The organism is Ramlibacter henchirensis, from assembly GCF_004682015.1.
GTDB classification, from domain to species: Bacteria; Pseudomonadota; Gammaproteobacteria; order Burkholderiales; family Burkholderiaceae_C; genus Ramlibacter; species Ramlibacter henchirensis.
In genome coordinates this window covers 514349-528215 of record NZ_SMLM01000001.1, presented here as the reverse complement: position 1 = coordinate 528215, position 13867 = coordinate 514349, and the positions used below count along the sequence as shown (strand labels likewise).

12 protein-coding genes and 1 pseudogene are annotated in these 13867 nt (G+C 68.9%); 8 read left to right on the top strand and 5 right to left on the bottom strand.

The annotated features are described in order from the left end of the window. The first annotated feature begins 36 nt into the window (after positions 1–36). Complete coding sequence (locus EZ313_RS02630) at positions 37–1053, top strand: Bug family tripartite tricarboxylate transporter substrate binding protein (RefSeq protein WP_240788510.1); 1017 nt, start codon at positions 37–39, stop codon at positions 1051–1053. A 79-nt stretch (positions 1054–1132) separates the two neighbouring features. On the opposite strand, the gene EZ313_RS02625 is transcribed toward EZ313_RS02630, so the two are convergent. After that, positions 1133–2377 carry an MFS transporter gene (locus tag EZ313_RS02625; protein WP_135261663.1) on the bottom strand — a complete coding sequence of 415 codons (1245 nt, stop codon included), beginning with the start codon at positions 2375–2377 and terminating at the stop codon, positions 1133–1135. A gap of 267 nt (positions 2378–2644) precedes the next feature. Between EZ313_RS02625 and EZ313_RS02620 the strand changes: the two genes are divergently transcribed. Further along, entirely contained in the window at positions 2645–4030 is a 1386-nt protein-coding gene (locus EZ313_RS02620; protein ID WP_135261662.1) for a tetratricopeptide repeat protein, read from the top strand. On the opposite strand, the gene EZ313_RS02615 is transcribed toward EZ313_RS02620, so the two are convergent. Beyond that, a complete protein-coding gene (locus EZ313_RS02615; protein WP_135261661.1) occupies positions 3995–4888 on the bottom strand; it encodes a LysR family transcriptional regulator in 894 nt (297 codons plus the stop codon). The two genes, EZ313_RS02620 and EZ313_RS02615, sit on opposite strands and share 36 nt — an antisense overlap. Positions 4889–5149: 261 nt before the next feature. Between EZ313_RS02615 and EZ313_RS02610 the strand changes: the two genes are divergently transcribed. From EZ313_RS02610 to EZ313_RS02585, 6 genes and pseudogenes are all read left to right on the top strand, one after another. Next, on the top strand, positions 5150–6160 hold the full coding sequence (locus EZ313_RS02610) for an alpha/beta hydrolase (protein ID WP_240788509.1): 1011 nt from the start codon (positions 5150–5152) through the stop codon (positions 6158–6160). A gap of 78 nt (positions 6161–6238) precedes the next feature. Then, on the top strand, positions 6239–6694 hold the full coding sequence (locus EZ313_RS02605) for a cyclophilin-like fold protein (protein WP_167772476.1): 456 nt from the start codon (positions 6239–6241) through the stop codon (positions 6692–6694). A 117-nt stretch (positions 6695–6811) separates the two neighbouring features. Continuing rightward, a complete protein-coding gene (locus EZ313_RS02600; protein WP_135261659.1) occupies positions 6812–7417 on the top strand; it encodes a TetR/AcrR family transcriptional regulator in 606 nt (201 codons plus the stop codon). Between the two features lie 72 nt (positions 7418–7489). Next, positions 7490–7612 (top strand): annotated as a pseudogene (locus EZ313_RS02595) (short-chain dehydrogenase); the annotation flags it as partial. After that, positions 7612–8994 (top strand): MATE family efflux transporter, encoded by a 1383-nt coding sequence (locus tag EZ313_RS02590; protein WP_135261658.1) that lies wholly within the window; start codon positions 7612–7614, stop codon positions 8992–8994. The pseudogene EZ313_RS02595 and the gene EZ313_RS02590, both read left to right, overlap by 1 nt. A gap of 13 nt (positions 8995–9007) precedes the next feature. Further along, entirely contained in the window at positions 9008–10006 is a 999-nt protein-coding gene (locus EZ313_RS02585; RefSeq protein WP_135261657.1) for an NADP-dependent oxidoreductase, read from the top strand. 60 nt (positions 10007–10066) lie between these two features. On the opposite strand, the gene EZ313_RS02580 is transcribed toward EZ313_RS02585, so the two are convergent. From EZ313_RS02580 to EZ313_RS02570, 3 genes are read right to left on the bottom strand one after another with little or no spacing between them, the layout of a single operon-like run. Next, positions 10067–11413, bottom strand: a complete 1347-nt coding sequence (locus EZ313_RS02580) for an MmgE/PrpD family protein (RefSeq protein ID WP_135261656.1) — start codon at positions 11411–11413, stop codon at positions 10067–10069. Then, positions 11410–12636: a CaiB/BaiF CoA transferase family protein gene (locus tag EZ313_RS02575; RefSeq protein ID WP_135261655.1), complete on the bottom strand. Its 1227-nt coding sequence runs from the start codon at positions 12634–12636 to the stop codon at positions 11410–11412. Before EZ313_RS02575 ends, EZ313_RS02580 begins: the two co-directional genes overlap by 4 nt. Further along, positions 12636–13796 (bottom strand): acyl-CoA dehydrogenase family protein, encoded by a 1161-nt coding sequence (locus EZ313_RS02570; RefSeq protein ID WP_135261654.1) that lies wholly within the window; start codon positions 13794–13796, stop codon positions 12636–12638. The genes EZ313_RS02575 and EZ313_RS02570 overlap by 1 nt, the downstream gene beginning before the upstream one ends. Positions 13797–13867 lie beyond the last annotated feature (71 nt).

Genomic DNA, 13867 nt, shown 5'->3' with positions numbered 1-13867 from the left:
AGGTCGGCGACTCGGCCTGAACATCACCACGACACCATGGAGACAAGCATCGTGAAGTCCATCCTTTCCCCTGGACGCCGGCGCGCGGCGCTGGCAATGCTGCTGGCTTGCGGCACCGCGCTGGGCACGTTCGGCAGTGCCGCGCACGCGCAGTCGTACCCCACGCGCGCGATCAAGCTCGTGATTCCGTACGCGGTCGGCGGATCCACCGACCAGACGGGCCGGCTCATCGCACTGCACCTGTCCCAGAAGCTGGGGCAGCCGGTCGTGGTGGAGAACCGCGCCGGCGCGGGAGGCTCCATCGGCCATGAGCTGGTCGCGAAGTCGCCCGCCGATGGCCACACGCTGCTCTTCAGCGCGGCAGGACCCTTGACGGTGACGCCGCACACCTATGCGAAGCTGGCATACGACCCGCTCAAGGCGTTCGAAACGATCACGCTGGTCGCCACGCAGCCGCTGCTGCTGGTCGTCAACCCGTCGCTGAAGGTGAGCTCGGTCGCGGAGCTGGTCCGCGAAGCGAACGCCCGGTCGAAGAAGCTCAGTTACGGCTCCTTCGGCAATGGAAGCGCCGCGCACCTGGCCGGCGAGCTGTTCAAGACGCTCACGAAGGTGGACATGATCCACGTGCCCTACAAGGGCAGCGGGCCCGCGCTCGTCGACCTGGTGAGCGGCCAGATCGACCTCATGTTCGACGTGTTCAGCACCGCCGCACCGCTCGCAAAGGATGGAAAGCTGCGCCCGATCGCCATCACGTCCGCCGAGCGTTCGCCGCAGTTCCCTAACGTGCCCACGATGGAGCAGGCGGGTGTCGCCGGCTTCGATGCCGGCACCTGGTTCGGTGTGCTCGCGCCCGCGGGCACGCCCCGGGCGATCGTCGAGCAGCTGTCGAAGGCGATGAATTCGGTGCTCGAGGAGAAGTCCGTTCGGGAGACGCTCTCCACACAGGGCGCGATCGTGCGCGGCGGAACGCCGGAGCAGTTCCAGACGTTTTTCCTGTCCGAGTACGACCGCTGGGGAAGGCTCGTGAAGGCTGCCGGCGTGACGGCGGACTGAGGGCTGCCGCCGGCGGCGCGCAAGGTCCCTGTCGCGTCTCCCATGCCCGCTGCGACAGCCCGGCCAAGCGGCGAGCCGCTCAGGCCGGTGTCGGCGAAGCCATCAGCATGAAACCCTTGCGCGGCAACTGCAGCGAAATCAGGCCCGCGGCGACCAGCAGCAAGCCCGCCGCGCCGAACGCGACCCAGTGCGTGCCGTAGTGCTCGTAGCCCCAGCCGCCCAGCCAGGAGCTGAGCATTCCGCCGATCTGGTGGCCAAGGTAGGCCGTTCCATACAGCACGCCCACCAGCCGCACGCCGTAGACGTCGGCGAGGATGGCCGATGACAGGGCGATGCTGCCGGCCCACACCAGCCCGCCGATGGTGGAGGTGAGGTACAGCTCCCAGTGCGTTCCCACCACGACCAGGGCGAAGAACCCGAGTCCCCGCACGAAGTAGATGGTGGCCAGGATGTGCCGTCGGGGCAGGCGGTCGGCCAGGCGGCCCAGGACCAGCGTGCCGCCGATCGCCACGAAGCCGATCAGGCCGATGCCCATCGAGCTGGTGAACGCGTCGAAGCCATGGTCCATCAGCATGGGCATGCCGTGGGTGCCCAGCAGGTTCATGCTGAAGCCGCAGGCGAACAGGCCGAAGAAGATCTTCCAGAAGGGCGCCGTGCGCATGGCGTCGCGCAGCTTCAAGCTTTGCGGCGGCACGCCGCGGGCTGCTCGCTGCGCGGCGAACTCCTCCGGGCCCAGGTCCGTGTGCTCCGGGGCGCCGTCGCGGATCACGAACATGGCCGTGGGCAGCGTGAACAGCGTGAAGGCCGCCGAAAAGCCTGCCAGCGTCGCACGCCAGCCGAAATGCGCGATGCAGAAGCTGAGGACCGGCGTCATCACCGCCATGCCCGCCATCGAGCCCGTCGAGAGGAAGAACAGCGCCATCCCCCGGCGCCGCGTGAACCAGTTGCTGATCACCGGCGTCACCGCGACCGGACTGGTGAAGGCCAGTCCGACCGAGAGCAGGAGGCCGAAGGCAAGCAGGAAGGACAAAGCATTCGCCGTCACCACGGTCCAGAACGTGGCAGCGATGACGAGCGCGTTGCCCACGAGCAGTACCGGGGGCGTGCCGAAGCGCGCGATCAGCATGCCGGCCAGCGGCATCGCCAGACCGTAGGCCAGCATCCCGGCCGCCACGATGGACGACAAAAGGCTGCGGCTGAAGCCCAGGTCTTGCGCCATGGGCAGGAAGAAGGGGCCGAAGCTCAGGCGCATGCCGGACGACAGCAGGGTCAGGAAAGCCGCCGCGGCGACGATGTTCCAGCCGAAGTACCAGCGTGCCGTCATGGGTCGATCATATGCAAGCCGGGGCGGCAGCTCATTGGCGAAAAGCATTCGCCCTGCGCTTCCCCCGCCCCTTCGACTTGGGTCGACGAGGGATGTCCACTCAGCACCAGCACCGCTTTTTTTTTCCCAGCGCGTTGCAGTTTGGTACGGCCGGAGCGATACACGCTCGATACACACCAGGCGTTCGCTGAAAGACGCCCGTTACGGCGTTCGCCCACATTCGAGCCCCTCCGATCCGACCCTAGCCGTACGAGAGCAGAGGAACCCATGGCCTACTTCAATGAGGATCGCGCCTCTTCGGTCCGCAGCACCATGCGACAGGATCCGCGCGGCTGCCCGACAAGTACGGTGTCGGCCGCCGCGATCGAGCAGATGGAGCAGGCGCTGGAAAGCATGTTGTCCTATTTCGGGGACGCCCTCGCCGCGCTCGATCGCGCGCAGGCGGCGGACCCTGGATGGGCGCATGCACCAATGGTGAAGGCGGGGCTGCTGCTGACCGTCGGCGAGTACGAGACCACCCGGCAAGCCCGCGTGGCGCTGGCGACTGCGGCGCGGCTCGCCGCGAACGCCCACGAACGCGAGAAGGCGCACATCATTGCAGCCCAGGCCGCGGCGGATGGCAACTGGGACCGCGCATGCGAGCTCTGGGACGCCATCCTGGTGCAGTGGCCGCGCGACGTCGCCGCCCTGCTGTTCGCGCACCTTTTCGACTTTTACCGGGGCGACGCCTTGAACCTGAAGCGACGGCCCCAGCGCGTGCTGCCGCGGTGGAGCCCGGACTCGCCCTTCTACGGTTACGTGCTGGGAATGGCCGCCTTCGGCCTCGAGGAATCCGGCCACTATTGCGAAGCCGAGGACGCGGGCCGCGCCGCCGTCGCGATGAATCCGCGCGATCCGTGGGCCATCCACGCGGTGACGCACGTCTTCGAGATGCAAGGTCGCCACCGGGCCGGCGCCGAGTGGCTCGACAGCCACGTGGAGGACTGGGCCGTGGACAACGGATTCTCGTTCCACAACTGGTTCCACGCGGCTCTGTTCCAGCTCGAGAAGATGGACACCCAGGCGGCACTGGAGGTCTACGACGCGCAGCTCGCGCCTGTGGCAGACATGGCCTTGCAGCGCGTGGACAGGACCGCAATCCTGTGGCGGCTCAAACTCCTGGGTGTGGACGTTGCGTCGCGCTTCGCGGCGCTGCGCGGAACCTGGAGCACCGATGCGCCGACGGCGGGCTTCTATGCCTTCAACGACCTGCACGCGCTGATCGCGTGCATTGGGGCGGACGGAAGCGGTGCGGATGCCCTGCTCGCGGCAATGGCGAATGCTGCCTCCGGCGGCAGCAGCAACGAACGCATGACGCGAAAAGTCGGGCTGCCGCTCGCCCGCGCCTTCAGGGCCTACGGTGCCGGCAGGTGGTCCGAGGCGACCGAAGGCCTCCTGCGCGTGCGCGACAGCGCCCACCTGTTTGGGGGCAGCCACGCGCAACGTGACATCGTGACGCTGACGCTGCTGGACGCGGCGGTGCGCGCCGGTGAGCGGCGGCTTGCCGCCCACATCCTGGCAGAGCGCCATCCGGCGAAGCAGCACACCCCATTGACAGCGTTCTGGCATCGCCGCATATCAGGCGCGAAAACGCAACGCCTCGACTACCAGTGAAAAGGCGGGTGAAGGCTGTCGCCGGCTCGGGTAGTAGAGGTGGTACCCCGCGAACTCCGGGCACCAGTCTTCCAGCACGCGAAGCAGGCGTCCGGCGACGACGTGCGGCATCAACTCGTCCTCCGGCAGCAAGGCCACCCCCAGCCCCGCGAGCGCGGCGTCCACCTGCGGCGGCGACGTGTTGAAGATGAGGGGACCGTCGACGCGCACGTTCACCTTGCGGCCGCGCCTCTCGAAGTCCCAGACGTACAGCCCGCCCGATGTCAGCATGCGCTGGTTGATGCAGCGATGCGCCGTGAGGTCCTTGGGCACTTTAGGGGGCGGATGCTCGGCGAAGTACTCCGGAGAAGCGGCCACCGCCATGCGCAGCGGCGGCCCGATCGGGACCGCGATCATGTCCTTGTGGATCGTGTTGCCCATGCGCACGCCGGCGTCGAAGCGGTCCGCCACGATGTCGCGAAAGCCGTAGTTCATGTCGAACTCCAGCGTGATCTCCGGGTACTCGCGCAACAGTGGCGACAACCTGGGCAGCAGGATGTTTTGCAGCGCGTGATCGCCGCACGTGATGCGCACCGTGCCTGCGGGCTTGTCCCGTAGCGCCGTCAACGCATCGAGCTCGGTTTCGATCTCGTCGAAGCGGTGTCCGATGGCGCGCATGAGGCGCTCGCCGGCGGCCGTCGTGGACACGCTGCGAGTGGTGCGCGTCAGCAGCCGGATCTGCAGCCGCTCCTCCAGTCCGCGGACGGACTGGCTCAGCGCGGATTGCGTCACGCCCAGGCTCGCCGCGGCGCGCGTGAAACTGCCTTCGCGCGCGACGGTCACGAAGCCCAACAGGTCGTTGAGGTTCTTGCGGGCCATTCGGCCTCTCCCTGGATTGATTAGCAGGTCTACTAAGTGCGTTCAGCATTCATTATCTAGTCGCGCACGCGTGCGGCGGGCAAACTTCCAGCCATCACTGAAGACGGCGCTCCCGGATTCGCCTCGGTGGAAAGGAAACACATGGCCCTCTCGAATGTCTCGCGTCGCACGACGCTGCAAGCCGGCTTGACCCTGGCAACGGCTCCTTTGGCGGCGGCGCACGCTGCCGCCGGAACGTCCCAGAACCGCTCCAACGCCAAAATGGCCTTGACCACCCGATGGGACAAGACCTTCCCGCAGAGCAGCCAGGTGGCGCACCGCAAGGTCACGTTCAGGAACCGCTTCGGCATCACCGTTGCCGCCGACCTTTATCAACCGAAGGCCCGCGGCGCGGACAAGCTGCCCGGCCTGGTTCTCAGCGGCCCGTTCGGGGCGGTCAAGGAACAGGTGTCCGGCCTTTACGCCCAGACGCTGGCCGAGCGGGGCTTCGTCACCTTGGCCTTCGACCCGTCGTTCACGGGCGAGAGCGGCGGCACGGTACGCAACGTGGCATCGCCGGAGTTCTTCACCGAGGACTTCAGCGCCTCCGTCGACTACCTGGGCCTGCTTCCGAACGCCGCGCGCGCCCGCATCGGTGCCATCGGGATCTGCGGCCTGAGCGGCATGGCGCTGACGGCAGCCACGGGCGACTCGCGCATCAAGGCCGTGGTCACGGCGTCGATGTACGACATGTCGCGCAGCATGAGCCGCAGCTACAAGGACAGCTACACCCGCGATCAGCGCCACAAGGTCATCGACTATCTGAGCCAGCAACGCTGGGCTGATGCGGAGAAAGGAACGTACGCGCTGGGCTACCACGAGGTCCCATTCGATGCGAACGGCCAGATCGTGAAGGGCACCCGCGTTCTGCCGGAGCGGCTGCCGGCGGAAGCGGACCCGGTGCTGACCGAGTTTTTCAACTACTACCGCACGCCCCGCGGGTACCACGCCCGGTCCGTCAACTCCGCCTCCGCGTGGACGGCCACGACGCCGATGTCGTTCTTCGAATTCCCGATGGCCGCCAACCTCGACATGATCGCGCCCCGGCCGATCATGCTCGTGCACGGTGCGAACGCCCACTCGCGCTACTACTCGGAGGACGTGTACAAGGCGGCGCCCGGCCCGAAGGAGCTGGTGATCGTTCCGGATGCCAATCACGTGGACCTGTACGACAACCTGCGGAAGATCCCGTTCGACCGGCTGGAGGCGTTCTTCAAGAAGAACCTGGCCTAGCCTCGCGCCGATGCATCGGCACGGCCGAGCCCCGCCGGTACCCCATTCACCCCGTCCCAACCGCGGAGAATCACGTACATGAAAGTCCGACCCCTTTCCGTGTGGTCCCTGTGTTTCGGCGTCCTGCAGGCGTTCGCCGTCCCGCAGATGTCTGCCATTGCAGCGAACGCGAACACGCCGGCCGAGCGACAGATCTGGATGTCGGTGGGTGAACGCCGCTTTGCGGTCACCCTGGCCGACAACGAAGCCGCGCGGGCCTTCGCCGCCCAGCTGCCTCTGACCCTCGACATGCCGGACCTGAACGGAAACGAGAAGCATGTGAAGCTGCCGAAGGCCCTGCCCGCCAACGCCAGCCGGCCGGGAACGATCCGCAACGGCGACTTGATGCTGTGGGGCACCGACACCCTGGTCGTCTTCTATCTCACGTTCGAGTCGCCGTATTCGTACACCCGGCTGGGTCGCATTGAGGATCCGGCGGCGCTGCCGCAGGTGCTGGGGCGGGGGCAGGTGCGGGTGACGTTTGCGAAGGAGTAGATGGCAGGTGACCACCACGCGCTGCGGCGGTGTGACGAACCCCAGGGTGATCCCCCTTCAATATGAAGGTCATCATATTGCCCGCATACTCCTGCCCACGAGAACGAGGCAAAGCCCATGGACATGGCCCCGAGCAACCGCAAGCAGCTGACCCACGACCGCATCCTCGACACCGCCGCCGGCGTGCTTCGAGAATCCGGTTTCGGGGGCGTGGGCGTGGCCGACATCATGAAACGGGCGGGCCTCACCCATGGAGGCTTCTACGCGCACTTTCCCTCGCGCGACGCGCTGCTGGTGGAGGCGCTTGACCGCGCCGGCCAGGACAGCCACGCGCGCCTGCAGCGCTCGGTCGCCAGCCTCGAGTCCAAGTCCGCAAGCCGCTTCCGCGCCCTGGTCGACAGCTATCTTTCCGAGCGCCACCTCAAGTCGGCCGAGAGCGGCTGTCCCGTGGCGGCGCTGGCTTCCGAACTGCCCCGCCAGTCGGAGGCGGTCCGCACGGCCGGGGCCGCGCGCGTGACGTCGCTCATCTCGGCCGTCCAGGCCGCGCTGTCGCCCGATCATCCGGCCGAGGCCGCGGGCATCGCCGCGTCCCAGCTCGTCGGCGCGCTGCAGATCGCCCGCGCCCTGGGCGACAACGCCCGCGGGCGCCGCCACCTCGCCGCGTCGAGGCGCTTCCTGCTGGAGCAATTCGAGAATGCTCCGCGGCGCGACAAGAGCCGCTGAACGCCCGCGCGACCGGTCGCGCTTCGCTTTTCGGCCGCTTATATGACGGCCATCATATCGACAGGAGTCCCCATGCAACTCGCCAATGCCGTCGTCCTGGTCACCGGTGCCAACCGCGGGATCGGGCTGGCCTTCGCCCGCGAGGCCCTCGCCCGCGGCGCCCGCCGCGTCTATGCCGCGGCGCGGGCGACGGCATGAGCGCCAGCCTCGCCGCCCCATCCGCCGCGACGCAGAGGATGCTGCGCGGCGCCGTGCTGCCCACGCTCCTGCGCCTGGCCACGCCCAACGTGCTGGGCCTGCTCGCCAACACCATCGTGATCGGCTTCGACGGCTACATCGTCGGGCGCCTGGGCGCCGACGCGCTCGCCGGCGTGGCGGTGGTGCTGCCGCCGGCCATGCTGATGCTGCAGATGTCCGCCGGCGGCCTCGGGGGCAGCACCACGGCGATCGTGGCACGCGCGCTCGGCGCGGGCGACGCGCCCCTGGCCAGCCGGCTTGCGCAGCACGCGCTGCTGGTCGGGCTCGCGGCGTCGCTGCTGTTCACGTTGCTGGCAACGAGCCCCGCGCTGTACGCCGCCATGGGTGCGCGCGACCAGGCGCTGGCGCAGGCGTCCAGCTATGCCGCCGTCCTGTTCTCCGGCGCCGCGGCGATCTGGTCGGTCAACGTGCTCGCCGGCGTGGCGCGCGGCGCCGGCCAGATGGCCACGGCCGCGCTCGCGCTGGTCGGCACCACGGCCATGCACCTGCTCCTGTGCCCGCTGCTGGTGTTCGGGGCCGGGCCCTTGCCTCCGCTCGGTGTCGCGGGCGCGGCCGCGAGCACGGTCGCGTGCAACGCACTGTCGGCCCTGGGCTTGCTGGCCTGGCTGTCGCGCCCGGACCAGCCCGTCCGGCTCCTCGGGGCGAAGTGGCAACTGCAGCGCAGCGCCTTCCGCCGCATCCTCGGGCTGGCGCTGCCGTCCTCGGGCAGCGCGATCCTGAGCAATGCGTCCATCGGCATGGCGACCCTCTACGTCGGCAGCTTCGGCGGCGTGGCACTGGCGGCGTATGGCATCGCGGCGCGGCTGGAATACATCCTGGTGCCCATCGCGTTCGGCATCGGCAGCGCGCTCACGGCCATGGTGGCGACCAACCTGGGCGCGCGCGAAGCCGCCCGCGCCAAGCGCGTGGCCTGGACCGGCGCGGGCCTCGTATGGGCGCTCACCGGCTTGATCGGCCTCGCAGCGGCGGTCTGGCCGCAGGCGTGGATGACCCTGTTCACCGTCGACCCGGCAGTGCAGGCCGCGGGCAGCGCGTACCTGCGCATCGTCGGCGGCTGCTACGGCTTCTTCGGGCTGGGGCTCGCCCTCTTCTTCGCGTCGCAGGGCGCAGGGCGGCTGGCGTGGCCCCTGCTGGCGAGCACGGCGCGACTGCTCGTCATCGCGGTCGGCGGCGGGATCGCGGTGCACGTCGCGGGCGGCTCACCACAGAGCTTGTACGGCGTCGTCGCACTCAGCCTGGCGGTCATGGGCATCGGCTTGGCACTCGCCACCTATCTGTCGGATTGGGCAGCTCCCGACGGTGCCAGAGCGAAGGCGTGAGCGTGGCAGCGTCATGAAGGCTTTCATCGTGGACCGCTACGGCAAGGACAGCGGGCGGCTCGGCGACATGCCGGAGCCCCAACTGCGAGACGACGACGTGCTGGTCCAGGTCCACGCTGCCGGCGTCAACCCGCTGGATTCAAAGATCAGGGACGGCGAGTTCAAGCTCCTGCTGCCCTATCGATTGCCTCTCATCCTGGGCAATGAAGTGGCCGGCGTGGTGCTTCGCGTCGGTTCCAGGGTGCAGCGATTGAAGCCGGGCGACCAGGTCTATGCACGGCCGCGCAAGGACCGGATCGGCACCTTTGCCGAACTCGTGGCCATCGACGAAGCCGATGTTGCCCTGAAGCCGAAAACGCTCGGCATGGAAGAAGCGGCCGCTGTCCCCCTGGTTGCGCTGACCGCCTGGCAGGCGCTGGTCGACAAGGCCGGCCTGAAGAGCGGGCAGAAGGTCCTGATCCACGCCGGCTCAGGAGGCGTGGGAACGATTGCCATCCAACTCGCAAAGCACATGGGCGCGCTCGTCGCGACGACCACGAGCACGGAGAACATGGCGCTGGTGAAAGGCCTCGGCGCGGATGTCGTGATCGACTACAGGAAAGACGACTTCGAGAAGATCCTGCGGGACTATGACGTCGTCCTGAACAGTCTCGACGCGCGGACGCTGCACAAGTCAGTGACCGTGCTGAAGCGCGGCGGCAGGCTCGTCTCGATTTCGGGCCCGCCGGATCCCGGCTTCGCGCAGGAGATCGGATCGAACTGGGGCATGAAGCAGGTCATGCGTCTCTTGAGCCATCGGATCAGGAAGAAAGCAGATCGTCATGGTGTCAGCTACTCGTTCCTTTTCATGAAGGCCAGCGCAGACCAGTTGCGCGAGATCGGGGCCCTCATCGATGCCGGGGCCCTACGGCCCGTGATCGATCGCGTCTATCCATTCGAATCGATCCGGGAGGCTCTGGCCCATGTCGAAACCGGGCGAGCCAAGGGGAAGGTGGTCGTCAAGCTGATATGAGTATTGGCGTCGGGGGCGACATCCAGCCGAGCCCACTCACGGCGTCCACTCCAGCAAAGCTCAGAGGAGCCGGCCGACGCGCGGCCATGCTGCCACGTGCCAGAGGCGCTCCACGGCCGAACGCATCTCCTCGTCGCTCGCGCCGCCGCTGAAGGAGGCCAGCTGCAGCGCCTTGGCGGTGAGCTCGTCGCGGTTGAGCGTGTTGCCCGGGTCGCCCTTGGGTTCATCCACGCGGCCCTGCAGCGTGCCGCCGTCGACGGTGTGCACGGTCACCTTGCCGATCCAGCGGCGCGGGTAGGCGGCGTCTACCTCGCGGTCCAGCGCCATCTGCACCTTGTCGCGCAAAGTGACGGTGTCCGGGTCGCGGAAGTGGCGCTCGAACTCGGGCAGGCCGGCGTGGCCGAAGCGGGCGACCAGCGCCAGCACCGTTCCCATGGAGAACTTGCTCTGGTGCACCGTGACCGGATCCGTCACCGGCCCGAGCACGTCGATCGCGCCCTGGTGCACGTGCGTCACCACCCGCGCGATGTCCTGCGGCTGCAGCCTGTACTCGCGCAGCACGTGGGCCAGCGCGTCGGCGGCCGGATGGGTGTGGCGGCAGGAGGCGTGGTACTTGAACGAGGTTTCGGCCGTGGCCCAGCGCGCACCGAGACCGTCGGTGAGCCTGGCCGGGTCGGCATCGCTGGACATCCCGGCCGCCATGCCCTGCGGCCCGTCCAGGATGCGGTCGGCCCCGGTGAAGCCGTCCTTCGCCAGCCACGCCGACATCAGCCCGGCCGCCGCCGCGTGCGCGGTGTGCAGCTGCTTGGAATCGGCCGCCGTGCGCAGGAATTCCCACAGGCCGGCCGACTGCGTGCCGGCCGAACCGAAGGCATGGCGCATCTGCTGCGCATCCAGTCCCAGCAGGTTGCCGACCGCGGCCGCGGCGGCCAGCGTGCCGGCGGTGCCGGTGGTGTGGAACACCTTGTAGTGCGAGCGCCCCAGGAACTCGCCGACCCGGATGCCCACCTCGTAGCCGGCGACGCCGGCGGCCAGCAGCTGCGCGCCGCTCGCGCCCAGCGCCTGGGCCGCGGCCACCGCGGCGGGGAACACCACGGTCGCGGGGTGGAACACCGAGCCGTTGTGCACGTCGTCCTGCTCGGCGAAATGGGAGGCGGCGGCATTGGCCATGGCCGCGAGGTAGGGACTGCTGCGCCCGCGGGTGACGATCACCTCGCTGGCACCCTCGCCCGCGCCCATGGCGGCGGCGAAGCGGACGATGCTTTCCACGGGCCGGGCGCCCTTGCCGGCCACGGCCGAGGCGAACCAGTCGACCAGCAGGTCCTCGGTCTTGCGCACCACCGCGGCGGGGATGTGCTCGAAGCGCAGGCCGGCGGCGAAGGCGGCGAGTTCGGCGGACGGGTTCATCCGGCTTCCTTCACGGGCGCGAGGCCCAGTTCGCGCAGGATGGCTTCGGTGTGCTCGCCGACGGCAGGCACCGGGCCCATGCGGTAGTCGAAGCTGCTGTTGCGCCCGGGCGGCAGCAGCGCGGGGATCGGGCCGGCGGGGGTGGCCACGCTGCGCCAGCGGTCGCGCGCCTTCAGCTGCGGGTGCGCCCACAGCCCCGCCATGTCGTTCATGCGGCCGTTGGCGATCTGCGCGTCGTCCAGCCGCTGCTCCACCTCGCCGGTCGAAAGCGTGCCGAACACGGCGTGGATCGCCGCGTCGAGCGCTGCGCGGTTGGCGGTGCGCCGGGCGTTGGCATCGAAGCGCGGGTCGCCGGCGAGCTGCGGCTGGCGCAGCACCTTGTCGCAGAAGGCGGCCCACTCGCGCTCGTTCTGCAGCCCCAGGATCACCGTGCCGTCGGCCGTGCGGAAGGGCCCGTAGGGATAGATGCTGGCGTGCGATGCGCCGGTGCGCGGCGGCGGCGCCGCGCCCTCGTAGGCGTAGTACATCGGGTAGCTCATCCACTCGGCCAGCGACTCCAGCATCGAGACGTCGATGTGGCCGCCCTCCCCCGTGCGCTGCCGCTGCAGCAGCGCCGCCAGGATGCCGGAGTAGGCATACATGCCGGCGGCGATGTCGGCCATCGAGTTGCCGGCCTTGCTCGGGGCCTCGGGAGTGCCGGTCACGGACAGGAGCCCGGCCTCGGCCTGGATCAGCAGGTCATAGGCCTTCCTGTCGCGGTAGGGCCCGTCCTCGCCATAGCCGGAGATGTCGCACACGATCAGGCGCGGGTGCCTGGCGTGCAACTCGCCCCACGACAACCCCATGCGGGCCGCCGCGCCCGGCGCCAGGTTCTGCACCAGCACGTCGGCCTTGGCGACCAGGGCCTGCAGCGCCTGCAGGGCCGCGGGGTCCTTGAGGTCCAGCGCCAGGCTTTCCTTGGAGCGGTTGGTCCACACGAAATGCGAGGACTGGCCGCGCACGCGCGTGTCGTAGGCGCGCGCGAAGTCGCCGGCGCCGGGCCGCTCCACCTTGATCACGCGCGCGCCCAGGTCGGCCAGCTGGCGCGTGCAGAACGGCGCGGCGATCGCGTGTTCCAGCGACACCACGGTGATGCCGTCGAGCGGGCGGCATGGCCCCCAGGGCGCTGCGCGCCGGCCCCCCGAGGGGGCGCGGCCGTCTTGAGGCGGCTCGGCGACGTCCATCAGAAGGACCTCGGCAGCCCGAGCACGTGCTCGGCCACGTAGGACAGGATCAGGTTGGTGGAGATCGGCGCCACCTGGTAGAGGCGGGTCTCGCGGAACTTGCGCTCGACGTCGTATTCGCACGCGAAGCCGAAGCCGCCGTGGAACTGCAGGCAGGCGTTGGCCGCCTCCCAGCTCGCCTTGGCCGCGAGGTACTTGGCCATGTTGGCCTCGCTGCCGCAGGGCAGCCGGGCGTCGAAGCGGCGGCAGGCCTCCCAGCGCATCAGGTTGGCCGCCTCCAGCTCGATGTACGTTTCGGCGATCGGGAACTGCACGCCCTGGTTCTGGCCGATGGGGCGGCCGAACACGACGCGGTCCTTCACGTAGCGGGTGACGCGGTCGATGAACCAGTAGCCGTCACCGATGCACTCCGCGGCGATCAGCGTGCGCTCGGCGTTGAGGCCGTCCAGGATGTACCTGAAGCCCTGCCCTTCTTCGCCGATCAGGTTCTCCGCCGGGATCTCCAGGTTCTCGAAGAACAGCTCGTTGGTCTCGTGGTTGACCATGTTGGGGATGGGCCGCACCGTCAGGCCGGCGCCGGCCGCCTCGCGCAGGTCCACCATGAAGATGGACATGCCCTCGGACTTCTTCTTCACCTCGGCCAGCGGCGTGGTGCGCGCCAGCAGGATCATGAAGTCGGAGTGCTGCACGCGCGAGATCCAGACCTTCTGGCCGTTGACGACGTAGCGGTCGCCCTTGCGCACCGCGGTGGTCTTGATCCTGGTGGTGTCGGTGCCGGTGGTGGGCTCGGTCACGCCCATGGACTGCAGGCGCCACTCGCCGCTGGCGATCCGGGGCAGGTACTTGCGCTTCTGCTCCTGCGATCCGTGGCGCAGCAGGGTGCCCATGTTGTACATCTGGCCGTGGCAGGCGCCGGAGTTGCCGCCCGCGCGGTTGATCTCCTCCATGATGACCGAGGCCTCGGCCAGCCCGAGGCCCGAGCCACCGTACTCCTGCGGGATCAGGGCGGCCAGCCAGCCGGCCTTGGTGAGCGCGTTGACGAAGGCCTCGGGATAGGCGCGCTGCTCGTCCACCTTGCGGTGGTACTCGTCGGGGAACTCGGCGCACAGCGCGCGCACCGCGTCGCGGATGTCCTGGTATTGGTCGGGTTCGTGTTTCATGGTTCGATGTCGGCGCCGGCCTTCATGCACAGCCACCAGTACAGGATAGCCTTCGACGTCGACAGCATAGG

Excerpts from the sequence above, each read along its gene's own strand:
- EZ313_RS02630 (WP_240788510.1), top strand. The coding sequence starts at position 37 with ATGGAGACAAGCATCGTGAAGTCCATCCTTTCCCCTGGACGCCGGCGC.
- EZ313_RS02600 (WP_135261659.1), top strand. The coding sequence starts at position 6,812 with ATGGACATGGCCCCGAGCAACCGCAAGCAGCTGACCCACGACCGCATC.
- EZ313_RS02605 (WP_167772476.1), top strand. The coding sequence starts at position 6,239 with ATGAAAGTCCGACCCCTTTCCGTGTGGTCCCTGTGTTTCGGCGTCCTG.
- EZ313_RS02610 (WP_240788509.1), top strand. The coding sequence starts at position 5,150 with ATGGCCTTGACCACCCGATGGGACAAGACCTTCCCGCAGAGCAGCCAG.
- EZ313_RS02590 (WP_135261658.1), top strand. The coding sequence starts at position 7,612 with ATGAGCGCCAGCCTCGCCGCCCCATCCGCCGCGACGCAGAGGATGCTG.
- EZ313_RS02615 (WP_135261661.1), bottom strand. The coding sequence starts at position 4,888 with ATGGCCCGCAAGAACCTCAACGACCTGTTGGGCTTCGTGACCGTCGCG.
- EZ313_RS02575 (WP_135261655.1), bottom strand. The coding sequence starts at position 12,636 with ATGGACGTCGCCGAGCCGCCTCAAGACGGCCGCGCCCCCTCGGGGGGC.
- EZ313_RS02570 (WP_135261654.1), bottom strand. The coding sequence starts at position 13,796 with ATGAAACACGAACCCGACCAATACCAGGACATCCGCGACGCGGTGCGC.
- EZ313_RS02580 (WP_135261656.1), bottom strand. The coding sequence starts at position 11,413 with ATGAACCCGTCCGCCGAACTCGCCGCCTTCGCCGCCGGCCTGCGCTTC.
- EZ313_RS02625 (WP_135261663.1), bottom strand. The coding sequence starts at position 2,377 with ATGACGGCACGCTGGTACTTCGGCTGGAACATCGTCGCCGCGGCGGCT.
- EZ313_RS02585 (WP_135261657.1), top strand. The coding sequence starts at position 9,008 with ATGAAGGCTTTCATCGTGGACCGCTACGGCAAGGACAGCGGGCGGCTC.
- EZ313_RS02620 (WP_135261662.1), top strand. The coding sequence starts at position 2,645 with ATGGCCTACTTCAATGAGGATCGCGCCTCTTCGGTCCGCAGCACCATG.